Here is a 23,387-nt window from a genome sequence, read left to right as displayed (position 1 = left end):
CACTCCCGTCCACTCCCCCGACCAGCACAAACACCCCACACTCCCGGTACAGACAGCTGACGCACTCCACCGCAACTCACACGTCACCCATCAGCTCGGAGGCCCGCCCCAGCGCCTCGCACACCTCCATCATCACCACCTTGTTGTAGAGCGCGGACGCGGCGACGGCCGACTCCAGCAGGGCAGTCGTGTGCACCGCCCCTGTTCACGTAATGGGCCAGCGGGGCGCCGACAGCTCCGGCACGGTGGTCCGCCGCCGCTGCCCGCGGATGACACCCTCCAGGCCCAGCTCAGCCATCAGCCGCTTGACAGCACAGCAGGCCACCACCACACCCTTGAACCACTCCGGGTCTGCTGACAGACGGTGGTTCGCAGACTACGCCTGCGAACGGTGGGGCTGGGCCGTCCCTGAACTCGGCATGCAGTAGGCCCCGCCGAAGCCAAAGCAGCTGAGCTTCGACGGGGCCTGACGGCAACGGGACTACTGGAAGCGGGCGGCGAGACGTCGCCTGGCAGGCGCGAAGGCGTCGATCGATCCGGCGCCCTCACCAGGCGTGTCGTTCCATCCTCGGATGCGGGCGGCGAGACGCTTCAAGCGGAGATCTCCGGACGTGACATTGATGTGGAAGTGGGACTGCTTCACCGGCTTCAGGTCCCCGCCCCACGCCACGACGCCCTCGCAGTCGGCGAGGATGTCCGCGACGACGATCCGTTCGGTCTCGCTCATGCCGGTGTTCTTGACGTCGGCGCCGAGCGGGTAGTGCATGGGACGGATCGCGATAGCAGTGCCCGACAGATAGTTCGACTCGAACGAGGCGCCAACGCTTCGATCGGTGGTGTGCCCGTGGAGGTCGCCGGCCCTGAGCATGTCGACTTCGTACGCGAACCGGCGGGCCACGTACAGCAGTACGGTCGCCGCGTCGCCCTTCGCCAAGGAGACCTCGACGTCCGTGCCCTCCACCTGGTACGTCGTGGTGTGGTCAAGGACTGGCCAGCCGTTCGCGGACCGGGGTTGTTTCCATGTGTGTTCGCTGGAAGCAGGGGCGGCCTGCGCAGGTTCGGCAGTCGCCAGGGCGATTGCTGCCCCGGCTCCTATGCCGAGGCCGAGGGCCCGTCTACGCGTTAAGCTCGTTGTCACGAAGAGCCTTTCTGTCCTTGTAGCGGTTGATGAGAAGCAGGGCGGAGCAGACGACAGAGCAGGCCAGCCCTGCGTACAGCAGAGGCGGGGCCCAGAACCACACCTCTTCGGTGCTGTGGCCGCTGGCCCAGTGGCAGGTGATGGACGGAGGAAAGCTGTCCACGCTCACGGATGTCAGGCTGTAGTCCCGTCCGGCGTCCATGTACACGCCGTCGCCGGTTTTGTCTCCGCATATGTCAAGCGGGTTCGTGAAGGCGAGCCCGTAGACGGTTGCGGCCCCGTAGGCAGCGATTGCTGCGGCGATCCCGATCACGGCCCAGCGGGCTGGCTGCGAGGGCTTCCTCCTGGTCACCCACAACGCGTACGGGAATGCCCCAACGGCGAAGAGGAGGAGTGTGATCGCGGGCGGGCCGAAAAATGCGAGCAGAGACACCATGCACCTGGACGTTACTTCGAGCGGAGGAATCGTTGCTGGTTTGCCTGGTACTCAGCCCGTCGGATCCGTTCCGTGGAGGCGTGCTGAACCAGGTTGTCGCCGAACGCGTTGCACCAGTCGTCGAGCTGGCCGCTGGGGAGAAGGTGCGGCATCAGAGTGCCCGTGCCGCCGAACTTCTGGATCAGGAGGATGCGGCCACCCACCAGGATCGCTCCGTCCGTGGTGGGGGGAGTGTCGGTGAGGATCTTCTTCGCCTGGGCGGCTGCCTCGCTGATGGTGCCGCCGAATCGCTGATTCAGGTAGTCCCTGAACCGGGTCAGACCGCCGTTGCCCTGGTAGTGGTCGCGGACGGCCTGGACGATGGTCTTGCCGCCACCCACGGCCTGGGCGATGTGGTAGCCGTCGGTGTCTTCGACGAGGTCGGAGAATCCGAACGAGGACGCGACGCCGATCTTGCCCATCTTGTCGCGGATGTAGGTCGCACCGGAGGCGTAGGAGTCGTGGTCGCGCCGCCATTCGCCGTACAGGGTCATCAGGTCGCCGCCCCAACCGGCGACGTCGCCGAGGCTGATATCTCCCTTGGGATTCGGCTTGACGTACTGGCCGTTCGCTGTGGCCATCATGTGCTCAGGTCCGAGATACTGGCCGGTGAACGGATCCTTGAACTCGGTCCAGATGCTCATGTTGTGGTCGTTCGCATACGCGACGAAGCCGGCGTCCACCTTCCCCATCAGGCCTCGGAACGTCGCGTCGTCGTACTTGTCGCTGCGGATGTACTCCATGACGAGCCGGTTCGGGTCGCCCTTGCCGTAGGCCTTCGCCAGGTCGTACAGCGACTGGATGTAGTTGATGAAGTCATCCGCGGGCGATGCCGGCCTGTTGACGCTGTCCTGGCCGGGGTCGGAACCGAGGCGGTGGGCATCACGGTCGAGCCAGAACGTGTCCGTTCCGTCAGTGACTTCGTATTCCTTGACCTGGTTGAACGACCAGTTCGACGGGAGGGGATAGCCCAGGTTTCCGGAGAATCCCCAGGACATGCCGGACACGAACGAGTAGCGTGCGTAGGTCTCCTTGGTGACCTCAGCGCACACGTTCCGAGACCCGTACACGCCGTGCAGGTACCGCTTCCCCTTGCTTCCGAGGGCCGACGCGACGCCCCGGAAGTACTCCAAGATCTGCGGCATGTCGGCGTCGGTGGCGTCGTAGTCGACGGCGAAGTAGATGACCGTGCCCCGGTTGAACCCGAAGTGCACGGCTTGGTCGTGTGCCTTCTGCCCGTGCTTGTAACCGTTGCCCCAGTAATACTCCGACAGGGTTCTGCCGTTGTCCTGGAAGATCGGGAACACGCGCAGGCCGCCGGCGAAAATGTTGGCGAGTTCGCCTTCTTCAAGCATCTTCGACCCCCCGCCGGAGGAGGCTTCGTTGAGGTACCTGCCGACGTACCGGTAGCCGTCGGCGTGCATCTTCTTCGCTCGCGACGGCGTGATGGTGTAGGCGGTGTCGGAGGCGGTGACCGGTCGGTCCGGGTCACCCATCGACACCAGAAGCTGAGCCCACGTCGCGTAGTCGCCCTGGCCGGTGACAGATAGCTCGGAGAAGCGCTGGAAGACGGTTACGAACGTCTTCAGATTGCTGTCGAACGTCGTCTTGAACACGGTGTTCGTCTGGACAGTGTCGCCGTCCGAATTGACGGTGACGATCGGCTGGTTGAAGACGCACGCGGCGGAGAACAGCTGGACAAAGATCCCGGAAGAGCCCTGGGAGACGACGGCCTTGGACTTGATGCCCGCCTGCGTTCCGGAGCCGAAGTTGCCGGTGGCGTCCGCTTCGGCGATTCCGATCTCCAGCTGGATGGCCTTCATCAGGTTCTGCTGGACGTTACGGGAGTAGTGCCCGTCGGCGGGGCCTATGTCGACCGTCTTCTTCGTCCAATAGCGCCCGTTCAACCACTGCTGGATGGAGCGGACCTCGTCCGACCCACCGGCAGTGAGCACGTAGGCATCCATGTTGAGGAGCGCCTTGAACACCTTCGCCTGGAGCGAGCCATTCTGAGAGAGGCCCATATCTCCCTGCATGTGCTTGACGGCCAGGACGATATCCGGGTCGTAATAGCCGGTGTCGCTGTAGCCACCGGTGTAGCCCTTGCAGAACAGACCGTATCGGATGATCTTGACGATGTTCGTGTTCTTCGCCCAGCCACTGCCGAGCTCGCCGAGCGCGGCGAGCTTGGCGACGGTGCCGTCGCCGAAGTTCGCAACCACGGGGCTGATGCCGAGTTCCTTCTGCAATCCCATCGTGAGGGCGTACATGGTGGACCAGCCGGTCTTGCCGTCTTCTGGGCACTTCGCGTAACCGGGCACACTGCCGTAGGTCTTGTTGACCCACTTCTGTGCTTCGAGGACTTTGGTGTCGGCCATGCCGAGACTCCTGAGCTGCTTGACGAGTGAGGGAGGGGAGGCAGGCTGCCCCAGCCTGTTGTCAGCCGGGGCAGTTGACCTGCCAGGTCGGCACATGCCGGAGCGGCGCGTGCCGTTGATCAGCCAGCGCGACTTGTCCTCGGCGAGCATCTGGTACCGGATGCTGTAGCACTTGGCGTTGCCCGTAATCACAGGGCCGGCGAAGGTCTTGTGCAGGCCGATGTCGATCCCGCAGTAGGGGCTGTCGAAGGAGGAACCGGGGCACACGGTGAGGTACATGACGTTCACTGCGCCACCGGTCTTGTCGTAGAAGAGGAAGCAGACATTCCTGGTGTCGGCGTGGCCAGCCATGTAGCCGTCGTTGTGTTCTTGTCGCCGGGAAGCCGAACTGGCCCTGCTGAGACGGCGCAGGGCCGCGATGTGAGTCTGCGCGTTGTCTACCCGGACTTATCCACATCCCGCTCGACGCCCACGATGGTGATATGCGGGTTCGCGGGAGGCATGTGGCCCGGGTCCCTCACGGTCAACTCGGTCGGCCACGAAGTGCCGGGATACAGGCCTACGACCTCCGCCGAGGCGCTTGCCGTCGCGTCGAAACCACCCGCCCCCGTGACACGGATCCGGAAGCGGTAGAAGGCGCGCACTTTACCGCTGTTGACCACCTTTACGGGGACCGTCAGGGCCTCTTCGTCCCGTCTCGGCGTATAGACGGTCACATCTCCCTGCCGGGCGATGGGAGTTCCGAACTTCTCGCTGCCCTTGGCGATGCTGGTACCGGCCGGGGACGGAGTGATGGCCACCCCTGGCGGTGCGGCTTGCATACGCTCCCTTTCCGCCTTCCGCCTCGCCACCTCCGTCCTGCCAGGCCCTCCGGTGGCAGCGGTCGGCGAGGTTGCGGAAGCAGGCGGTGAAGACGGGACCGCTGCGGCATCTGCCCCGTTGCTCGCCTGTTCGCGCCCGCACGCCGTGGTCATCGCTCCGGCAGCGACGAGCAGGACGAGGAGCGGACGGGATACCGACATACGCATGGGCATGAACAGGCACCTCGGAGAAGGAGAGGGAGAGGGAGAGGTCATGGTCAGTCGCAGGCACCGACATGCGTTTGCCGATCAATGATCGCCACATCGCCCTCCCACATCAGTGCGTTCACCACAGCACAGGCCGGATCGAAGTGGCTTTCGCTGCTCTCGACCTTGACCGGACCCGCGTACTCCGAGAACGAACCTTCATCAACCTTGCACGTGGTCCCGCACAGCTTCAGCTTCATGTGCTTCTTGACCCCGAGGTTGTTGTCGAAGAGGGCACATGCTCCGTCCGTCCCCCCGCTCACGTACTTGGTGTACGTGAACAGGGTTCCGAACCGGCGGGAATCCGGAAGAGGTTCTGCAAATGACAGCTTGTATCCGCTTCCGCACAACAAGCCGCCGGCCTGTACCGCTGCGGGATCGGCCGCCGCGAGGGCACGCGTCTGCGGATCGCGCGCCGCGCTCAGCGAAAACTCCACATTGGTGCCGGGCACCTTCTCGGGAACCGGCTTCGATTCCTGGGCCAAGGCTTGCGGAGCTGCCAGAACCGAAGAGATGAAAGCTGTGGACAGGGCGAGAGTAGGTAGCCACTTGCGCATGGCAGTGATCCCCCGTGTTGACGGCACAAGGAGACTGGCCCGTGGCAGCAAGCGCCTGTGTTCCCCGTTGTGCTGAGTAAGCAGTGGTCGTCCGCTCCCGTCCCGCCCGAACGAGACGGGCAGGCAGTTCCCCAACTGAACCGAGAGCAGGCCGTCACTCTAGGCACACAGCCAGCAGCAGACGCAAGAGCATCAGAGTGCACATGGCGAAAAGACGATGCATGCCGAGCGTAAGCGGAATCAGCGAGCACACAGATGCCCCATACATCTGCTGTGGAAACCGGAGTCAGCAGGTGCCAGCACGAGTCATGGCGGAAACGCGCCTCACCATTACAGCCTGGAAATGCCCCAGTCAGTAGTGCAGTTCCAGCTACTCAATGTCCGTGAACTCCACCAGCAGGCCTGGGCCCGGCGGGCACTCCCGTGCCGGGCCGAACACGCTCCTTGGGTTGTTCCGGTGCCGGTGCCGGTGCCGGTGCCGGGTGAAAGCCTAGGCGGCTGTCTCCTCGGCGACGGGCAGGGCGGTCCCCAGGTGTTCAGCGCGCGGCGGGGCGGGTGGCGGGCTGGAAGCGGAAGGAGAGCGCCTCCAGCAGCGGCTTGCGCTGTGTCTTCTGGACGGCGGCGATGCGCCACTCTCCGTCGGCCTCGCGGACGACCGTGTACGTGGCGAGCTTGCCGAGTCTGCCCAGGTCGTCGTCCGCTTTCGGGCCGCCCTTGCGCACGTCGCCGCGGGTGACGACCACGACGGTGTCGGTGCCGTAGAAACGCAGGTCGGTGATCTCGACGATCAGCCGGGTGCCCTTGAGGAAGCTGTCGAACAGGGACTGGTGGGCGCGGCCGATCTCCGTACCGCCGTGGTAGGCGGTGCCGACGTAGGTGACATCGGTGGCGTCCGCCGTGAACTGCTCGCCGTACGCGGCGCCGTCACCGTTCGCCCAGGCCGCGCAGCTGCGCTCCAGCAGCGCATGGACAGCTGCGGCGTCCGCGGTGCGGGCCGGGTCGAGGGGGGTGGCGGGGTTCAGGTGCGCGGTCATGGTGTGTTCCTCCGGTTCAATGGTGATAACTTCGTTAGAGAAGAAACTGCGCTGAAGATTTCTCTTCCTTGAAGAAGAGATTATGGAGTGAGGAAGCCCGTGTCAACGCCTGCCATGCGACCCGACGCCAGCGAGATCTACCGCCGCTACCTCAGCGCCGTGATGCTGCACGGTCACGCCAGCGCCAGGGCCTGCGAGCTCGGCGCCACCGACCTGTACGCGCTGAACATCCTTCAGCTGACCGGGCCCATGACCCCCGGCGAACTGGGCACCCGCACCGGGCTCACCACCGGACCGACCACCCGTCTCATCGACCGCTTGGAGCAAGCCGGCTACGTACGCCGCGTTCCCTCCCCCGACGACCGGCGCAAGGTCATCGTCGAACCGGTCGGCAAACCCGCCGACCTCGACCGCGTCATGGCCCCCGCCCGGCAGAAGATCGGTGAGATCCTCGGCGGCTACTCCCCCGAGCAACTCGACGTCCTTTTCGACTACTTCACCCGCGCAACCGCCGCCTACCAGGCCGCCGCCGAACAGCTGCGCACCGAGGACGGCGCCTGACAGCGGCACACCACCGCCACGGGGCCACAGCCAGCCAGCGGCGGTGGTTGCAGCCAGCGGCGGTGGTTGGAAGATTTGGGCCGTCTCCAAAGCCCCCCGCCTGAAGAAACACGGGACGCGGATGGCCCATTGGTTCCAGTCACGCCCGGTCAACAGGAACCGAGGTCAAGGGGAAATGCGGGAGCGTCGTGGATCGCGATGCTGGGTGCACTCAGTGCGGTGCACTGCCGGCAGCGGCTCCGTGCGGCGCGATCAGCACGTGCGCAGCCGGGCGGTGGGGATGCGGGCGGCGATGACGGCGCGTGGTTTCGTCGGGGAGTCAGCCCGGCAGTGTCACGGCTGGGCCGAGTTCACTTCTCGTGCTCCTGGTCCGTCTCTGTGTGCTTGGTGTGGGGTGTCTCGGTGCTCTTGCTCAAGGTGCTCCACTTCTCGGCGAGTTGCTTTCCGATGTGGCCGGTGCGTTCGAGGGGGGCGTCCCACACGCTGTCCTTGAGTGATCGGGAGTAGAAGCCGAAGGGGTGGTCGGGTTTTCCGGTGGCATGGGACTTGGCGCCTGCGTGAGGGGTGTCGCCCGTCGTGGTCTCCTCGGGTTCCTCGGGCTGACTCCTGGAGATCATTTCTTGATTCCTCTCTCCGCCTGTCAGTTCTCTTCGCCAGAACCACGATGGGCCACCGGTCGGCCCGACCCGAGAGCCTGCGGATGCTCGGGTCCGACTTCGCCACGTCCGCGGCGCGCTGCAGCCGAGCGGTGGGGACCATGCCGGGGCAGGAGGTGGCGGGCAGGCGTCTCGGGAATCGGTTGGAGGACATCGCACGGGGTCGGTACGAGCTGCAGGACGTGGGCGACGGGGTTGTGCGGATCGGTGAGCCCCACGTCGGCGAGCTGCTGAGGGCCGACCTGTGGTGGTAGCGGGCCGAGCGTTCGAGGGTGAGGTGACGGGGCTCTCCCTGTCCGCTGCGGCGCCAGGTGGCACGGGCCGGGATCGACCGCGTCCGGGTGCGACATGGCGCAGTCGTCGTGAGGTCGAGGAGGGCACGGCAGGAGGTGCCGGGCGGGTCGGGGGGCGACGAGCATCGGTCGCGGGTCGACCGGCCCCTTGCCGATCGTCTCCTTGAGGAGGAGCCATGAAGACCGGACGTCTCGGCGTCAGCCTGACCGTCGCGGTGACCGCTCTCGGTGCCGCTCTGATCCCCCAGCCGGCATCGGCTGCGGCGGACTGCACGTACACCTACAGCGGGCAGGCACCGTTGGACGACCTGGGCACGGGTACGTACAACGGTCTGACGGGCGGTCTGTACCCGGGTGGCAGCAATGTCCGGCCGGCCGCGCACACGAACGCCGGGGTGAGCATCGCGCAGAACCAGGTGCTGCCGCGCAACGCCTCCGGTCAGGTCGACCTGGTCAACGGCAAAGTGGTGCTGATCTCGATCGGCATGTCCAACACCACGCAGGAGTTCCAGAAGTTCATCTCCACGGCCAAGGCGTACTCCAACCTGAACGACAAGCTCGTGATCGTCGACGGCGCCCAGGGCGGCCAGGACGCCAACGCCTGGGCGGACCCGTCGAACAACACCTGGTCGGTGCTGGCCGGCCGGCTGTCCAAAGCGGGCGTGACCGCCGCGCAGGTGCAGGCGGTGTGGCTGAAGGAGCAGTACGTGGGCGACAGCCTCGGCTCCTTCCCGACCGGGACGCAGAACCTGCGCAACTCGCTCGCCTCGATCCTGCGCAACGCCCGCTCGAACTACTCGAACCTGGCGCTGGGCTACGTCGCCAGCCGCATCTACACCTACGACCCGGCCCGCAGCGCGGGTGCGTACCAGCAGGGCTGGGCCGTCAAGAAGCTGATCCAGGACCAGATCAACGGCGCCTCCGACCTGACCTACGGGACGGGCGGTGTCGCGCCGTGGATCTCGTGGGGTCCGTACATGTGGGCGGACGGGCTGGGCTCGGACCGGGTGGCCGGCGGCACGCCCGGGCGCAGCGACGGTCTGGAGTGGAAGTGCTCGGACCTGGAGTCCGACGGTGTCCACCCCTCGTCCACCGGTGAGCAGAAGGTCGCCAACATGCTCCTGAACCAGCTGTCGAGCGACCCGACCTCGACTTCGTGGTTCAACAAGTAACCGGCCGGCCGGGGAGAAGCGCGATGCCGCACATCGAGATCCCGGCGCCGGTGCCGGGCATCCGCGGGCTGATGGCCGCCAAGCCGTCCTCGGGCCGTCGGCTCAGCGAGTTGGCCGAGCAGTTGCTGCGGGGCGCCTCGCCGCTGTCGGTGGCCGAGCGGGAGTTGATCGCCGCGTATGTGTCGTACCGCAACGGGACCCGCTACTGCACGGGCTCGCACACGGCCGCGGCGGCGCACGCGCTCGGCGGCGACTACGCGCTGGTCGAGGCCGTGCAGCGGGATCCGGCGACGGCTCCGGTGAGCGAGCGGCTGCGGGCGTTGCTGGTCCTCGCGGGGAAGGTGCGGGGCGATGCCCGGGCGGTGTCCGGGGAGGACGTGGCGGCCGCTCGGGCAGCGGGGGCGGATGACGAGGCGATCCACGACACGGTGCTGATCGCCGCCGCGTTCTGCATGTTCAACCGGTATGTCGACGGCCTCGCGGCGATCGCTCCGGAGGATCCGGCGGTGTACGACGAGATCGGTGCAGCTCTGGTGGCGAACGGGTATCTGCCGCAGGGCGGTGCAGCGGCCCGGTGACGACGTGGCGAAGTCGCTTCGAGTGTCGGACAGGAGGCGGGTTGGGGCCTTGCTCGCGTGCAGGCTGGTGTAGTCGGCCGTAGTCGGCGTGGACGATTTGGAAAGCGAGGAGCACATGTCGTTTCAGGCGTACCTGGACAACATTGAGGACAAGACTGGCCTGACGCCTCGTCAGTTCATCGAGCTGGCGAAGGAGCGCGGTTTCGAGGGCCCGGATCTGAAGGCGGGCGCGGTCCTGGAGTGGCTGAAGGAGGACTACGGCCTGGGCCGGGGCCACGGGATGGCGCTGGTGCACGTCTTCAAGAACGGCGCGAAGATCTCCGACAAGCACGTCGGTTCGGACGGTTCGCACCGTGACGACACCGACACGCTGTGGCTGGAGGGGAAGAACAACCGGCCCTGACCGTCGGTGACGGGAACAGCGAAACGCCGGCTCCTGCTTCGAGGAGCCGGCGTTCTGCGTCAGCTGCCGGTGGTGGCCAGGGCCTGCTCGGGTTCGCGGGCCTCGGCGGGCGGAGCCGGCGCGGCCGCGGGGTCGGCCGGCATGGTCCGGGACAGCAGGGTTGCCGGGATGGACAGCAGGACCGCGGTCATCACGCCGGCGATGAACCAGCCGGAGGCGTCGTGTGCCGCGGCGTAGGCCGCGCCGGCAGGGGCGACACCGCCGAGGACGGCGCCGGTGACGGCGTTGGGCAGGCCGACGCCCAGGGCGCGGATCCTGGCGGGGAAGATGTCCGTGAGCAGCTTGGGCAGCACCGTGGTCGCGCAGACCAGGTAGACCACGCCGGAGCCGTAGGTGAACAGCAGGCTGGCGAAGGTGCCGGTCATCGTGAGGTACGACACGGAGCCGGTGACGGCGAAGAGAGCACTGGCGGCGACGAGGAGCCGGGCGGCGCCGATCCTGTCGGCGAGCAGGCCGATCGGCACGTTGAGCGTCATCATCGAGGCGGTGGCGGTCACGGCGACCCAGAACATGGTTCCGGGCTGGGCGAGACGGCCTCCGAGGGCCGGGACGACCGCGGTCCAGGTGCCGCCGACGGCACCGGTGCCGGCCACGAACAGGACGGCGATCAGGACCTTGCGCCGGTGGGCGACGAGGAGCTGCCGCAGCGAGCCGCGGTCGCGGCAGGTGCGGACCTCGCGCCGGAAGACGTCGGTTTCGGCGAGTCGGGTGCGCAGTACGAGCAGGATCAGGCCGAGGACGCCGCCGACGAGGAACGGCACGCGCCAGCCCCAGGCGGCCATGGTGCCGGGCCCCAGGGAGGCGGTCAGGCCACCGCCGAGGAGGGAGGCGGTGAAGGCGCCGGCACAGGTGGTGAGGGAGAACAGGCTGCCGTAGGTGGCCTTGCGGCGCTTGGGGGCGACCTCCATCAGGTACGCGGCGGCGGCGGGCCATTCGCCGCCGTGGGAGATGCCTTGGGCCGTGCGGGCCAGGAGCAGCAGGAGGGGGGCGAGCAGGCCGATGTGCGTGTAGGAGGGGATGAGGCCGATCAGGAAGGAGCCGCCTGCCATGAGGGAGATGGCGAGCATGAGGGCGGGCCGACGGCCGCGCCGGTCGGCGTAGCGGCCGAGCAGGATGCCGCCGAGGGGGCGCATCAGGACGCCGACGCCGAGGACGGCGAAGGCGCCGAGGAGGGAGGTGAGGGAGTTGTCGGAGGGGAAGAACTGGGCGGCGAAGAGGGGGGCGAACAGGCCGTAGCCGAGCCAGTCGAAGGATTCGATGAAGTTGCCGACGACGGTGGCGGTGACCGCACGGCGGTGCGCCTTCTTCGGTGAGGGGGCGGACATGGTGGGCCGTTTCTCCTTCAGACGGCGACGGCGTAGCCGTGCGCGGTGATGCGTCGGCCGGCTTCCTCGTAGTAGCCGGGCTCGGTGGGCAGGGTGGTGGCCAGGCCGCTGACGTAGCGGTTGTACATGCAGAACGCGGCGGCGATGAGCACGGTGTCGTGGAGGTGGGTGTCGGTGGCGCCTGCGGCGCGAGCGGCGGCCACGGTCTCGTCGGAGAGGGGGGCGGCCTTGGCCTGGACCTCGGCGGCGATGCGCAGCAGGGCCCGGACGAGCGGGGTGAGCGTGGCGGATTCCGGGTCGTGCTGCACGGCTTTGACGAGGTCGCTGCCGCCGTCGAGCTGGATGGCGGCGGCCGCGCCGTGGGTGTCGGCGCAGAAGCGGGTGGCGTTCAGTTCGGAGACGTAGGCGGCGATCAGTTCGCGTTCGCCGCGGGTGAGAGGTGACTCGCCGCGCAGAAGAACATCGGCGAGGGCGTTGAGCGGGGCGGCCGTGTCGGGGCGGTCGGTCATCAGTCCCCTGATGCCCGGGAGGTCGCTTGTGAGCTTGATGTGCGGCACCGGTCCGTCCTTTGCTGGTGGGAGTGTCGGTGCCTCATCGTGGGGACATGCGAGTGGGGCGGCCAACTTCCGGCGTGCTCACCTGAGTTGGTGTTCAGCGTCGTCCGTTGCGGCGGGCCTGTTTGCTGACGGCCTTCCACTGACGGCGCATGTCGGCCATCTCGGCGGGGTTCTCCCGGCGGCGGCGGTGGGCGATCTCGCCCTGGAGCTTGCGCCAGGTGGCCAGTCGGGTGGTGGGCAGGGTGCCGGTGCGGACGGCCTCCTCCACGGCGCAGCCGCCGTCGCCGTCGTGGCCGCAGTCGGCGTACCGGCAGTGGGCGGCGAGGGCGGCGAGGTCGGTGAAGACGTCGTCGACGGCCTGCTGGCCGGCGGCTACCTCCAGGGAGCGGATGCCGGGGATGTCCAGGAGGACACCGCCGCTGGAGAGCAGGTGCAGGCGGCGCGTGGTGGTGGTGTGGCGGCCGCCCGCCCGGCCCGGTGCGGCGACCGCTTCGGCGGTTCCTTCCAGGGCGTTGAGCATGGAGGTCTTGCCCGCGCCGGAGGGGCCGAGCATCACCGCGGTGGTGCCCGGGCCCAGGTGGGGGCGCAGGGCGTCGAGGCCGTCTCCGGTCAGGACGCTGACCGGTATCACGGGGACGCCGGGGCTGAGGGCCGCGGCGGTGGTGGCGTCCTCGGTACCGGCATCGTCGGTGGTGTCGCTCTTGGTCAGGACGAGTACGGGTTGCGCGCCGCTGTCCCAGGCCATGACGCTGAGGCGTTCGACCATGGTGGTGTTCAGCCCGCCGGCCAGCGGGACCACCACCAGGACGGTGTCGATGTTCGCGGCGAGGACCTGGCGGCCGTGTCCGGCGGCCCCGGCCCGGCCGAGGACGGTGCGGCGGGGGGCCACGGCGTGAACGCGGCCGTCGTCGCCGAGCCGGATCCAGTCGCCGGCGACCGGGGTGACCGGCAGGGCGGGCGCGACGGCGGCGGTGTGCGCGCCGAGGGTGCCGTCGTCGGCGGGCCGCAGTACGTCGCAGACGGTGCCGTGGTGGACGACGACACGCGCCCAGCCGGTGCCGGCGGGCATGTGGCCGAGACGGGTCTCGACGGTCGCGGAGGCGGTCGCGGCGGTGCCGGTCATGGGGTGTCCTCGGTGATGAAGCCGGTGTGGGTGCGGCGCAGCCGGTCGCCGGCGGTGGCGTCGACGCGCTGGACGGCGTGCATGGTGTGGGCGCGGAAGACGACCAGGCGGTTGGGGCGGGGCAGGATGAGCGTCGGGTGCGTGGTGGTGTGGAGCAGCGCCGCGCCGTCGGCGGCGTCGGCGCGGGAGGGCTCGTCGATCAGGGCCAGGCCGCCGCCCCAGTCCGTGTCCCAGGCACGGTGGGTGAAGTAGACGTAGGCGCCGACGCGTCCGGCGCCGGCGTCGTTGTGCCAGCTGAGGCGGGAGCCGGCGGGGTAGCCCCAGGCGCTGAGGGTGAGGGAGAGCCGTTCGGCGCGGTCGGGGGCGCCGAGGAGGTCCAGGTGTGCGGTGATCTGCTCCTTGACGGCGCGCTGCCAGCGGGGTGTGTCGTCGGGGCTGTCGGCGAGGCGCTGTTTCTCCTCGCCGCCGCGGTAGGCGAAGCCGTCGTAGACCGGGTCGATGGTACTCAGGACGGGCTTGAGGCGGATGCGTTCGAAGGCGGCGGCGGTGTCCTCGAAGTCGGCCTGGGGCAGCAGGTCGTCGATGACGACGAAGCGGTCGCCGTGGGAGTGGACGCGGGCGTCGGGGCCGGTCGTGGGCGGGGCCGGCAGGGTGGCGGTGTTCATGCGGTTGCCTTCCTTCCGTGTCCGGCGAGGGATGCCGCGGGGATGCAGAGCAGGACGAGTACGACGGCGATGCCGGTGAAGACGGTGTCGTAGTGGTCGGCGGTCAGCCCGCCCAGGAGCATGCCGAGGGGGACGCCCGCGGCGTTGACGAAGTTGTCCACGGAGCCGAGGCGGGAGAGGTACCGCTCGGGGATCTCGCTCTGGTAGGCGGTGTCCCACACGATTCCGCAGGCGGCGGTGGTCAGGGCGGACAGGACGAATGCCGCCGCGACGACGGCGGTGGGCAGCTGGTCGCGCAGGGCGAGCGCGGTGAACTGGAGTACGACGCCGACGGTGACGACGACGGCCGCGGGCTTCCAGCGGTGCTTCTGGGTCGCCATGACGGCCAGTGAGCCCAGCAGCGAGCCGACGGCGAGGCAGGTGGCCAGCAGCGGCCAGGCGCCGGTGCCGCCGAGGGATCGTACGGCCAGCACGGGGCCGGCGACGGCGGTCAGGCCGATGCCGAGGGAGACCACGAACCACAGGGCCATGCCGAAGGAGAACCACGGGTAGCGGGCCATGACCGCGAACCCGGCGCGGAACCGGGTGTCCGGCTCCGCGTCGGGGGTGGCGGTGGGCTGTGCGGTCGGGGTCGTCCGGTCGCGCAGGGGGGTGTACAGGCGGGTGAGGCGGGCCAGGCAGGCGAGGTTGACGGCGAAGGACGCCACGTCGAGCCAGAGGATCCAGGAGAAGCCGGCCGTGGTCATGAGGACCCCGGCGAGGATCGGGCCCAGCAGGAAGCTCACGTCGGCCACGAGGGAGAGCAGGCCGTTCGCCCGCTGGAGCTGCTGCCTCGGGACGAGTTCGGGGGTCAGCCCGATCTGTGCGGGGTTGTACAGGGCGGTTCCCGCGCCGTAGAGGGCTGCCGACAGGCACAGGTGCCAGCTGTGCAGGGGCAGCGGGCTGATCGCCACGACGGCCAGTGCGCCCTGGGCGAGCAGGCGGAGTACGTCGGCGCCGATCATCACGGTCACCCGGTTGTGGCGGTCGGCGAGTCGTCCGCCGGTGGCGACCAGGAGGAAGCGGGCCGCCCACAGGGACAGCAGGACCCAGGTGAGGGCGGCCGCCGAGTGCGAGATCTGGTAGGCGGCCAGGGCGAACGCGACCGGGACGGGGGCGTCGCCGAGCTTGGAGACGACGTGGCCCGTGAAGAACGTGGCGAAGCGGCGCTCGCGGAGCATCGCGGCCTGGTCCTTGAGTGTGGCGGTCAGCACAGGCGGGTTCATCCTTCGCAGATCAGGAAGTCGTTGCGGGCGCCGAAGGCGACCAGGGCGCGTACGTCGGCGGTGGGCAGGTCGCTGCGGACGGCCAGTTCACCGAAGGTCAGGGCACCTCCGCGGGCCAGCAGGCCGACCGTGTGCCCGAGCCGGGTGTCCAGGCGGATGCGCCGGCCCATGGTGGTGACGGTCAGGTGGTCCTCGTCGGTGGTGATGTACGGGGGGAAGCGGCTGGCCCAGCGGATGCGGGTGGTGGGCTGGACCTCGCCGGTCAGTGCGCTGGGCAGGGAGGCGCCGGCGCGGCGGTCGGGGCGCTGTGCCAGGCGGGCGGCCAGCCATGCGCGGCCGGGGTCGGGGGCGGGCCGGCCGGCGAGTTCGTGGGCGGCGCGCGTCTCCTCCCGTACGTCGGCGAACGGCTCGTATCCGACGGTGAGATGGACGGTGAGGTCGCCGGTTCCGCTGACGCGGTGGGCGGTGTCGCGCGGCACGGACAGGCACATGCCGGGGGTCAGGACGCGGTCCAGGCTGTCGTCGGCGAGGTCGCGGGAGCGGGCGCCGACGCGGGAGTCCACCTGCCAGTGCTTGCGTCCGTGCAGTTGCAGGATGAGCGCGTCGTGGTCGTCGCTGTGCACGTCGAAGGCGCTGTTGTCGCCGGCGGTGATGTAGCAGTTGACCCAGGCGCGGGCGTGCAGCAGGTACTCCAGGGCCTCGCAGAGCAGCATGACGCGTTCGTCGAGGGCTTCGAGGTGGCTGACGACGAGGGTGGCGCCGCGTTCGACGGCGCTGTGCAGGTAGGCGGGGACGAGGGCGGTGTGCAGGACCTCGCCGTCGCCGACGCGGGAGCGCAGCCACCGGCTGCGGTCGATCTGCCGGCCGGACTCGACGAGTCGGAAGTTGGTGGCGAGCGCGCCGGGCCGGGCCAGCGCGGACCAGACTCCGGCGAGGAGGGCGTCGCGGGCGGCGGCGTCCGCGGCCTTCCCGGGTTCGTACAGGCGGACTCTGTCGGCCGGTGGCTGCTGGTCGCCGAGGCCGTCGAGGAGCGACTGGGCGTGGGCGAAGGCGTCGAACGCGGTCATGGGGCGGTCACCGCCCCCATGGTGTGCAGGGCGCGGGCGAGTTCGGCACGGCTGCCGGGCGGGAGGGTGTCGGGCAGGGCGGCGGCCAGCTCTTCGAGAGTGAAGGGGGCGGTGGAGGCGGTGGCGTTCTCCAGGGCGGTGAAGTCGGCCCGGTGGGGGATGGTGAGGGTGCGGCCGCGGGCGACGAGGACGGTGCCGTCGGGGTGGGGGGCGGCCGCGACGGCGCCGGGCCGGGCCCAGCGCAGCGGGGTGCCGGGGGCGGGTGCCGTGGCGGGCAGGGCGGCGCGGTGGGGCGGGCTCAGGTAGCCGTTGGTGCGCAGCCGGAGCCGGGCGAGGGCCAGTTGGTGGGCGACGCGGTCGGCGAGGGCGGTGCCCGGGGTGCCGTCGTCGCGCAGGAGGGTGCGGGCGCGGTCGGTGACGTGGCGGGCGGGCGGGTAGGCGGCGAGTGCTTCGGCCGGCTCGGCGGTGCGCCACAGGGCTTCGGTGATCAGGGAGCGGGTCCGTACCGGGTAGAGGGTGAGCCCGAGGAACGTGGAGGGCCCGAGGTTGCGGAAGACGTGGTACGTGTCCTGGGGGATCAGCAGGAAGTCGCCGGGCCGCAGGAGGTGGCGCTCGGCGGAGCCGAGGTGCTCCTCGATGTCGAAGGTGATGCGGCCGAAGGACGGGCTGGGGGTGATGCCGGAGGCGTCGAAGGGGTGGTCGTGCCAGACCCACACCTCTTTGGGGGAGGGTCCGAGGTGGAAGATGAGCGAGGGTTCGCCGTCCTTGTGGATGCCGAACGGTGTCCATCCGGAGTGGGCGAGGAAGGTGTACACGTCGGTGCCGGAGGGCAGTTCGTGCTGCTCGTCGGCGACGAGCTCCGCCACGATCCGGGCCACCTCGGTGCCGAGGGGGAGGCTGAAGGCGGCGATGTCGTTGACGGCCAGGCAGGATTCGTCGCTGTCGGCGGTGCGGGCCAGCCAGTCGGTGGCGCTCTCGCCGTCGTCGAGCGGCGTGTTCACGAACCTCTGGGTGAGCCGGTAGTCGAACGCACCGGGGCGAAAGGCGCGCAGGCGCAGGTCTCCGGGCGCCGTGCGGGTCGCCGTCCGCAGGCTGTCGTCGATCAGCCGGCGCAGGTGCTCGGGATCGTTGACCAGTCCGGGCAGGTAGACGGTGCGGGTGAAGTCGGGGGCGTGAGCCGCCGCGAACGCCTTCCAGGTCTTGAGGTCGATGCTCATCCAGCTCACCACTCGCTCGGGGTAGATGGCCGACGCGGCCGGTTGTCCGGGGAAAGGACGACCGGCCGCGTCACGGTGCGGGCCTCAGTGGCCGACGTCCTGACGGGGGCCGAACTCGGCCTCGAAGTCGTAGTTGTCGTCCTCGAGGATCTCCATGACGAGGTTCTTCTCGTTCTCCATGATGCTTTTCCTTTCCGGTTAACAGTGATTGAGTGACCCGTTCCGTCGGGGGATTCGGATATTCGAGTCGGGGACTTGCTGTTGGAATTGAGCGGCCCTTCAAGCGGAGTTCTTTGTGCTTTCCGGCCCGTTCTCTGGAATGACTCTGACATGCCCGAAAGGGGGTTGTCAGCATTTTTCGGCGGCACAGGAATGCCTTGACACTGTTGTGTCACACCAGGCCGCTTCGGGCGGCCTGCAGGCCGAGTTGGAAACGGCTGCGGGCGCCTGTCCGGTCGGAGAGATGGGAGATCATGCGGCGTTCGCTGCGCAGGGAGATACCGAGTTTTCGGGCCGCGGCCTCGTCGGTCAGTCCCTCTGCGAGAAAGCGCAGCAGGGCACGTTCTCGCGGCGAGTACATGTCCGTGACGCCGTCACCGGCGCCGTCCGTCGGGTCCGTACCGCCGGCCGGGGTCGCCGTGTCCCACAGGTGTGTGAACAGGGCGCGCAGTCCGGCCAGGGCTCCGGGCTCGTCCAACAGGACGGCTCCGCCGTCGGGCTCGTCGGGGTCCAGGGGCAGGACCGCGCTCGCGCCGTCGACGAGGCGCAGATGCAGCGGCAGCGCGGGCAGCGTGCGGATCTCGGCGCCGGCCCGGGTGAGCCGGCGTACGGCCTCGCGGCGCCGGGCCGGGCCCGTGGTGCTGTCCATGTGGAGGATGCGTACGCGCACGCCCCGTTCCAGCAGGTCGAGATGGAGGGGGACGTCGAGGTCCCAGGGGCCGTCGCCCGCCGTGGTGGAGGGGGCGAGCGCGAGGAGTTCACCGCGGGCCTGCGCGGTCAGGTCGGCCTGGAGGCGGCCGACGGCCTCGGCGCCGGTGAAGCGCTCCACGCCGGCGCCGGCGGTGCGGCCGAGCGCGGTGTAGCCGGCCAGCAGGTCGGCGACCGCGGCACGGCTGGCGTCGATCTCCAGCTGGGTGCGGGCCAGTTCGTCCTGGCGGCGTTCCAGGAGTGCGCCGAGTCCGGCCCGGGGCGGCACGAGCAGCGGGGCGCCGCAGGTGGCCTCCGGCGCGGCCGCCCTGCGCAGCAGCGCGAGGTCGGCGAGCGTGTCGAGGGCCGTGGTGACGGCGGACCGGTCCTGGTCCAGTTCCTGGGCCAGCCGGTCCACGCCCCAGGAGGGCTGCTCCAGCATGAGCCGGTAGACGGCCTCCGTCCCGGAGTCCAGTCCGAGTACGCGCAGCATCAGCGTCCCCCCGCATCGTGTGGGTGCCGGGCACATGCGTGCCACGGCATGTTCGTGGCCCCGTCAGGACTGGGACGGGGCCGGTGGCGTGCGGCACACTCGGGTGCGTGCACCTCGTCGAGTTCGCCTTCGCCAAGCCGCACGACGCGCCGGAGCTGCCCGGCGACGTCCTGCTCGCCGCCCTGTGGGCGGTGTGCGGCCCGGACGACGGCATGGAACACATCCGGCTGCACGTGAGCCGCGCCGGTGCGCGGGGTGCCGCGTTCCTGCTGGCGCCGGACGAGCCGAGCGCCGTCCGTCAGTGCCGGGCGGTGTGCCGGCGGGCGCTGGCGGTGACCGGCGCCCTGAGCGCGTGGCGGCTGACCTGTCCCGCCGAGGCATGAGGACAGACGGCCGGACGTGCCCGTACCGGCACGGCCATCTGCCGAAGTCTCGGTGTACCGCGAGGTGTCGCTTGCCACGTCCCCATTCTTGGACTAGCGGGCGGCGGGACGCTTCTCTCTGAGTGCGCAGATGGGGGCGCCGGCCGGGCCGGCAGGAGTCCGCATTCTGGGAGTTGGCCGGGCCGCCCACGGGTTCCGACGATGAGGGCCCCGTCGGTAACGCGGCAGACAAAGGACGCGCATCGTGCCTCACATCGAGCTGACTCATGATCTTCCCGGCATCAGCGGGCTGTTCGCCCAGCGCCCGGACACCGCGGGCGTGCTGTCGCAGGTCGCGGAGACCCTGCTGCGCAGCGGCCCCTCACCGCTGAGCCGGGGGGAGCGCGAGCTGATCGCCGCCTACGTCTCCCACCTCAACTGCACCGAGTTCTGCGCCGGTTCGCACAGCGCGTTCGCGGCGGCGCAGCTCGACGGCGGCGCCAAGCTGGTCGCCGCGGTGCTCACCGACCCCGGCACGGCCCCGATCTCCCCGCTGCTGCGGGCGCTGCTCGCGGTGGCCGCCGAGGTGCAGGCGAAGGCGGCTCCCGTGTCCGACAAGGCGGTCGCCGCCGCCCGGGCCGAGGGCGCCACCGATACCCACATCCACGACACGGTCCTGATCGCGGCCGCGTTCGCGATGTTCAACCGGTACGTCAACGGCCTGGCCACCGAGGTTCCGTCGGACCCGGCGTTCTACGGCGCGGCGGCCGAACTCATCGTCGAGCACGGCTATGGCGCCGCGCACTGACCTGGCGTCCAACCGGCGTCCGAGGAGGACGACATGACGTGGTCCGCAGCAGATGTTCCCGACCTGAGCGGCCGTACGACCCTGGTCACCGGCGCCTCGGGTGGCATCGGCCGGGAGACGGCCCGGGTGCTCGCGGCCCGCGGGGCGCATGTCGTCCTCGCCTGCCGCAGCGCGGAGCGGGCACGGGCCGTGGCCGAGTGGGCCGGCGGCAGCACCGAGGTGGTCGAACTCGACCTGGCGTCACTGGACTCGGTGCGCCGGGCCGCCGCGCGGGTGCGTGACCGGCACGGCCGGCTGGACCTGCTGGTCAACAACGCCGGGGTGATGTTCCCGTCGTACGGGCTTACGGCGGACGGCTTCGAGGTCCATCTCGGTGTCAATCACCTCGGTCACTTCGCGCTGACGGGGCTGCTGCTCGGTCTGATGTCGGGGGTGCCGGGCTCGCGGGTCGTCACGGTCGGGAGCCTCGCGCACCGTGCGGGCTTCGGCGGTTTCGACGCGGACCGCGCCCGGTCCGGGTCAGGGCGCCGGTCGGTGACGGCGTACGGGCGCTCCAAGCTGGCGAATCTGCTGTTCGCCCGGGAGTTGCAGCGCCGTCTCACCGCGGCGGGTGCCGCCACCGTGTCGCTCGCCGCGCATCCGGGGCTGTCGCCGACCGGGCTGTGGCACGGCGACCCTCCCGCTGTGCTGCGGCCCGTGGTCGCGGCGGGGATGCGCTGGCCGGCCCAGCCGGCGCAGGCGGCGGCGCTGCCGTCGCTGCGGGCGGCGACGGACCCGCAGGTGCCGCGGGGCGCCTATCTGGGGCCTGCCCGGCGGTTCGGGAGCCGCGGGGCGCCGGTGCCCGCGCGGTCCAGTCGTGCGGCGCGCGATACGGCGGCGCAGGCCCGGCTGTGGGAGCTGTCGGAGGAACTGACCGGGGTGCGGTACGAGTTCGCGCCGGCACCGGGGCCGGCGGAGCCGGCCGTGGGTGTGTGCCCGGTCATGGGATCGCGGGGCTGAGCGCCGTGGCCGGGGAGAGCATCGCGGCCGGTGTGGGTGCGGGTATCGCCGGTCAGGCCCGGTTCCGTCCGGTGGCGGCCTGGGCGTGGATGTGGCGGAACTTCGACGCGGTGCTGCCGGATGGCGATCCGCCGACGACGGGTGCGGCGGGCGGAGTTCCGGCATCGGGCCGGCCGCTCCCACTGCGGCCGGCGACCGTGCTCGCGGTGGCCGCCGGGGCCGGGGACGAGGGGCTGCCGCTCCCCTGACGGAGCGCCGCGCGGCGGCGCGGGCGGCATCGACTTCACGAAGTGCGTCCGGGTTCTTCTTCCCCCGTGCTCACTGCGGGCTCGGACCGTCACTGCGCGTGCGCACGGGCCTAGCGTGGCGTTCGATCTCCCGCAGTTCTCCCGTAGATCCCCCGCTCCCTCCCGAAAGGCGACTTGTCATGGCGCAGACAGCGCAGCGGCCTGCCGCGTCCCCCTCCCGGGCGCGGCGGGCCGCAGACACCGGTCCCGCATCGTCATCGTTCTTCTTCAACGGCCATGCGCCGCGCCGCCGTGCGCTGGTCGCCGCGGTCGCCGCGGTCTTCGGTTTCGCCCTGACGGTGGTGTGGTCCGCACAGTTCGTGGACCGGACCATCGGCGACAACGTCGCGGACACCCTGCTCGGCCACGCGGCCAAGGGCACGCCGATCGCGGGTGTGCTCGCGGGTCTGGCGTTCGCGCTGGCCACCGGTGTCGCGGGCACGTTCACCGCGTGCAACGTGGCCGTCTTCAGCGCGCTGGCGCCGCTGGCCGGCGGCCCTTCCTCCTCCCGGCGGGGCCGGATGGCCGCCGCGCTGCGTCCGCTGAGCCGGCTCGCGCTCGGTGCGGTCGTCGTGTCCGCCGCGTACGGGGCGGTGGTGTCCCTCGTCGGTACGGGCATGCCGCAGTTCGACGACAGCCAGGGCGGCGGCGGATTCTCCGGGCGTCTGGTTCAGGCGATGGTGGTCTACGGGCTGATCGGTCTGCTGATGACGTATCTGGGCCTGGCGGCGCTGGGCGTGGTGCGTGATCCGCTGGCGCGGCTGTCGCGGCGCTTCCCGGGCGCGCCGATGCTGGTGATGGGCGGCCTGATCGGGGCGTTCCTGATCGGGCGTCCCTTCCCGCTGTTCCGCCAGCTGTTCCGCGACGCCGCCGAGAGTCACAACCCGCTGTACGGCGCGGTCGCGTTCGGCCTGCAGTCGATCGGCAACATCACCGTCATGTCGGTGCTGTTCCTCCTGGTGGCCGGTCTGTTCGGGGAGCGGCTGCACCGGTGGACGGCGCTGCGGCCGAGCCGCGCGTCGGCACTGATGGCGGCGGGCTTCCTGGCGGCGGGCGTGTTCCTGGTCCTGTACTGGGACGTGCGGATCCTGGCCGTCCGCGATCTGATCTGGTACCCGATGGCGCCCTGGGCGAAGTGAGGTGACCTTGCATCACCTGGTGGGGCCCGGCCGGAGCAACCTCCGGCCGGGCCCCACGTCATACGGGGAGGGGTTCAGCTGCCCGCGACGGCCACGGCGGCGACCAGTTCGCCCGCCGTGTCGAGGATGCCGGGGGCGGTGAGCTGCGGGTCGTCCAGGACGGGGACGAGGCCGGCGAGGGTGCGGGCGAACCGGCCGTCGTTGTCGTGGACCATCGTGACGGCCCCCTCCCACAGCGCGGCCCGGATGCGACGCGAGGTGAGCAGGCCGTCGCCGGCGACGGAGGTCAGCAGTAGTCCGGCGACGCGGACTTCGAGCGGCGTCGGGCGCCAGGTGCCGGTGCGCAGGTCCGCCAGAAGGCCTTCGACGCTGCCACGCGCGCGTACGGTGGCGGCGGGCTCGCAGAGCAGGCCGGTGCCGGGGTGGGCGGTGATCGTGGACACGGGTGGTTCCTCTCGCGGGTTGCGGCCGGCTAGTCGAGGCCGGCCGCGGTGCGCAGGGCGGCGGCGCGGTCGGTGCGTTCCCAGGTGAAGTCGGGGAGTTCGCGGCCGAAGTGGCCGTACGCCGCGGTCTGGGCGTAGATCGGGCGGAGCAGGTCGAGGTCGCGGATGATGGCGGCCGGGCGGAGGTCGAAGACCTCGCCGATGGCCTGTTCGATGAGGTGCAGGGGGATCTCCTCGGTGCCGAAGGTCTCCACGAACAGGCCTACGGGCTCGGCCTTGCCGATCGCGTAGGCGACCTGGACCTCGCAGCGGGAGGCCAGGCCCGCGGCGACCACGTTCTTGGCGACCCAGCGCATCGC

General features: G+C 70.1%; 27 protein-coding genes. 10 read left to right on the top strand and 17 right to left on the bottom strand.

All coding sequences use genetic code 11. From position 1 onward, the window contains the following. Nucleotides 1–481 precede the first annotated feature (481 nt). From ACZ4EG_RS45700 to ACZ4EG_RS45675, 6 genes are all read right to left on the bottom strand, one after another. The gene (locus ACZ4EG_RS45700) at nt 482–961 is read right to left on the bottom strand and encodes a hypothetical protein (RefSeq protein ID WP_467794926.1); all 480 of its coding nucleotides are present in this window, start codon (nt 959–961) and stop codon (nt 482–484) included. Nucleotides 962–1,115: 154 nt separating this feature from the next. Further along, the gene (locus ACZ4EG_RS45695) at nt 1,116–1,574 is read right to left on the bottom strand and encodes a hypothetical protein (RefSeq protein WP_467794925.1); all 459 of its coding nucleotides are present in this window, start codon (nt 1,572–1,574) and stop codon (nt 1,116–1,118) included. An 11-nt stretch (nt 1,575–1,585) separates the two neighbouring features. After that, a complete protein-coding gene (locus ACZ4EG_RS45690) occupies nt 1,586–4,342 on the bottom strand; it encodes a glycoside hydrolase domain-containing protein (protein WP_467794924.1) in 2,757 nt (918 codons plus the stop codon). An 86-nt stretch (nt 4,343–4,428) separates the two neighbouring features. Continuing rightward, complete coding sequence (locus tag ACZ4EG_RS45685; RefSeq protein ID WP_467794923.1) at nt 4,429–4,812, bottom strand: hypothetical protein; 384 nt, start codon at nt 4,810–4,812, stop codon at nt 4,429–4,431. Nucleotides 4,813–5,069: 257 nt separating this feature from the next. Next, a complete protein-coding gene (locus ACZ4EG_RS45680; protein WP_467794922.1) occupies nt 5,070–5,615 on the bottom strand; it encodes a hypothetical protein in 546 nt (181 codons plus the stop codon). A 536-nt stretch (nt 5,616–6,151) separates the two neighbouring features. Beyond that, nucleotides 6,152–6,649, bottom strand: a complete 498-nt coding sequence (locus ACZ4EG_RS45675) for an SgcJ/EcaC family oxidoreductase (protein ID WP_467794921.1) — start codon at nt 6,647–6,649, stop codon at nt 6,152–6,154. 99 nt (nt 6,650–6,748) lie between these two features. Here ACZ4EG_RS45675 and ACZ4EG_RS45670 point away from each other — a divergent pair, with 99 nt between their 5' ends. Then, the gene (locus ACZ4EG_RS45670; protein WP_467794920.1) at nt 6,749–7,210 is read left to right on the top strand and encodes a MarR family winged helix-turn-helix transcriptional regulator; all 462 of its coding nucleotides are present in this window, start codon (nt 6,749–6,751) and stop codon (nt 7,208–7,210) included. Between the two features lie 350 nt (nt 7,211–7,560). Here ACZ4EG_RS45670 and ACZ4EG_RS45665 read toward each other — a convergent pair whose 3' ends face one another. Then, nucleotides 7,561–7,827: a hypothetical protein gene (locus ACZ4EG_RS45665; protein ID WP_467794919.1), complete on the bottom strand. Its 267-nt coding sequence runs from the start codon at nt 7,825–7,827 to the stop codon at nt 7,561–7,563. A 140-nt stretch (nt 7,828–7,967) separates the two neighbouring features. On the opposite strand from ACZ4EG_RS45665, the gene ACZ4EG_RS45660 reads away from it, so the two are divergent. The 4 genes from ACZ4EG_RS45660 (at nt 7,968) to ACZ4EG_RS45645 (ending at nt 10,312) form a co-directional block, all read left to right on the top strand. After that, complete coding sequence (locus ACZ4EG_RS45660; RefSeq protein WP_467794918.1) at nt 7,968–8,120, top strand: hypothetical protein; 153 nt, start codon at nt 7,968–7,970, stop codon at nt 8,118–8,120. A 215-nt stretch (nt 8,121–8,335) separates the two neighbouring features. Continuing rightward, nucleotides 8,336–9,331 (top strand): hypothetical protein, encoded by a 996-nt coding sequence (locus tag ACZ4EG_RS45655; RefSeq protein WP_467794917.1) that lies wholly within the window; start codon nt 8,336–8,338, stop codon nt 9,329–9,331. Between the two features lie 23 nt (nt 9,332–9,354). Further along, entirely contained in the window at nt 9,355–9,909 is a 555-nt protein-coding gene (locus ACZ4EG_RS45650) for a carboxymuconolactone decarboxylase family protein (RefSeq protein WP_467794916.1), read from the top strand. Nucleotides 9,910–10,024: 115 nt separating this feature from the next. Then, entirely contained in the window at nt 10,025–10,312 is a 288-nt protein-coding gene (locus tag ACZ4EG_RS45645; protein WP_453560451.1) for a DUF4287 domain-containing protein, read from the top strand. A gap of 59 nt (nt 10,313–10,371) precedes the next feature. On the opposite strand, the gene ACZ4EG_RS45640 is transcribed toward ACZ4EG_RS45645, so the two are convergent. From ACZ4EG_RS45640 to ACZ4EG_RS45605, 8 genes are all read right to left on the bottom strand, one after another. After that, a complete protein-coding gene (locus ACZ4EG_RS45640; RefSeq protein ID WP_467794915.1) occupies nt 10,372–11,697 on the bottom strand; it encodes an MFS transporter in 1,326 nt (441 codons plus the stop codon). Between the two features lie 17 nt (nt 11,698–11,714). Beyond that, the gene (locus ACZ4EG_RS45635) at nt 11,715–12,254 is read right to left on the bottom strand and encodes a carboxymuconolactone decarboxylase family protein (protein ID WP_453560456.1); all 540 of its coding nucleotides are present in this window, start codon (nt 12,252–12,254) and stop codon (nt 11,715–11,717) included. A 94-nt stretch (nt 12,255–12,348) separates the two neighbouring features. Continuing rightward, nucleotides 12,349–13,377 carry a ribosome small subunit-dependent GTPase A gene (rsgA, locus tag ACZ4EG_RS45630; RefSeq protein ID WP_467794914.1) on the bottom strand — a complete coding sequence of 343 codons (1,029 nt, stop codon included), beginning with the start codon at nt 13,375–13,377 and terminating at the stop codon, nt 12,349–12,351. Continuing rightward, a complete protein-coding gene (locus ACZ4EG_RS45625) occupies nt 13,374–14,042 on the bottom strand; it encodes a 2OG-Fe(II) oxygenase (RefSeq protein WP_467794913.1) in 669 nt (222 codons plus the stop codon). Before ACZ4EG_RS45625 ends, rsgA begins: the two co-directional genes overlap by 4 nt. Beyond that, on the bottom strand, nt 14,039–15,295 hold the full coding sequence (locus ACZ4EG_RS45620) for an MFS transporter (RefSeq protein ID WP_467794912.1): 1,257 nt from the start codon (nt 15,293–15,295) through the stop codon (nt 14,039–14,041). Before ACZ4EG_RS45620 ends, ACZ4EG_RS45625 begins: the two co-directional genes overlap by 4 nt. A gap of 8 nt (nt 15,296–15,303) precedes the next feature. Further along, nucleotides 15,304–16,374: a JmjC domain-containing protein gene (locus ACZ4EG_RS45615; RefSeq protein WP_467794911.1), complete on the bottom strand. Its 1,071-nt coding sequence runs from the start codon at nt 16,372–16,374 to the stop codon at nt 15,304–15,306. Further along, nucleotides 16,371–17,591 (bottom strand): cupin domain-containing protein, encoded by a 1,221-nt coding sequence (locus ACZ4EG_RS45610; RefSeq protein ID WP_453560468.1) that lies wholly within the window; start codon nt 17,589–17,591, stop codon nt 16,371–16,373. The genes ACZ4EG_RS45615 and ACZ4EG_RS45610 overlap by 4 nt, the downstream gene beginning before the upstream one ends. Before the next feature lie 391 nt (nt 17,592–17,982). After that, nucleotides 17,983–18,990 (bottom strand): helix-turn-helix transcriptional regulator, encoded by a 1,008-nt coding sequence (locus tag ACZ4EG_RS45605; protein WP_467794910.1) that lies wholly within the window; start codon nt 18,988–18,990, stop codon nt 17,983–17,985. A 107-nt stretch (nt 18,991–19,097) separates the two neighbouring features. Between ACZ4EG_RS45605 and ACZ4EG_RS45600 the strand changes: the two genes are divergently transcribed. The 5 genes from ACZ4EG_RS45600 to ACZ4EG_RS45580 all read left to right on the top strand — a co-directional run bounded on the left by ACZ4EG_RS45600 (nt 19,098) and on the right by ACZ4EG_RS45580 (nt 22,585). Continuing rightward, entirely contained in the window at nt 19,098–19,373 is a 276-nt protein-coding gene (locus ACZ4EG_RS45600; protein WP_467794909.1) for a hypothetical protein, read from the top strand. 244 nt (nt 19,374–19,617) lie between these two features. After that, a complete protein-coding gene (locus ACZ4EG_RS45595; RefSeq protein ID WP_467794908.1) occupies nt 19,618–20,160 on the top strand; it encodes a carboxymuconolactone decarboxylase family protein in 543 nt (180 codons plus the stop codon). A gap of 33 nt (nt 20,161–20,193) precedes the next feature. Continuing rightward, nucleotides 20,194–21,159, top strand: a complete 966-nt coding sequence (locus tag ACZ4EG_RS45590; RefSeq protein WP_467794907.1) for an oxidoreductase — start codon at nt 20,194–20,196, stop codon at nt 21,157–21,159. 5 nt (nt 21,160–21,164) lie between these two features. Next, nucleotides 21,165–21,407, top strand: a complete 243-nt coding sequence (locus tag ACZ4EG_RS45585) for a hypothetical protein (protein WP_453560481.1) — start codon at nt 21,165–21,167, stop codon at nt 21,405–21,407. A gap of 179 nt (nt 21,408–21,586) precedes the next feature. Next, the gene (locus ACZ4EG_RS45580) at nt 21,587–22,585 is read left to right on the top strand and encodes a hypothetical protein (protein ID WP_467794906.1); all 999 of its coding nucleotides are present in this window, start codon (nt 21,587–21,589) and stop codon (nt 22,583–22,585) included. A gap of 74 nt (nt 22,586–22,659) precedes the next feature. Here the strand turns inward: ACZ4EG_RS45580 and ACZ4EG_RS45575 are convergent, their stop codons facing one another. Both ACZ4EG_RS45575 and ACZ4EG_RS45570 read right to left on the bottom strand, forming a co-directional pair. Beyond that, on the bottom strand, nt 22,660–23,028 hold the full coding sequence (locus ACZ4EG_RS45575; protein WP_467794905.1) for a hypothetical protein: 369 nt from the start codon (nt 23,026–23,028) through the stop codon (nt 22,660–22,662). 29 nt (nt 23,029–23,057) lie between these two features. Further along, the coding region (locus ACZ4EG_RS45570; RefSeq protein ID WP_467794904.1) for a methionine adenosyltransferase domain-containing protein at nt 23,058–23,387 on the bottom strand (330 nt) is incomplete at its 5' end.

Source organism: Streptomyces sp. NPDC025638 (genome assembly GCF_055558775.1).
Note: the sequence above shows the minus strand (reverse complement) of the source record. Positions and strands in the feature narration are given on the sequence as shown.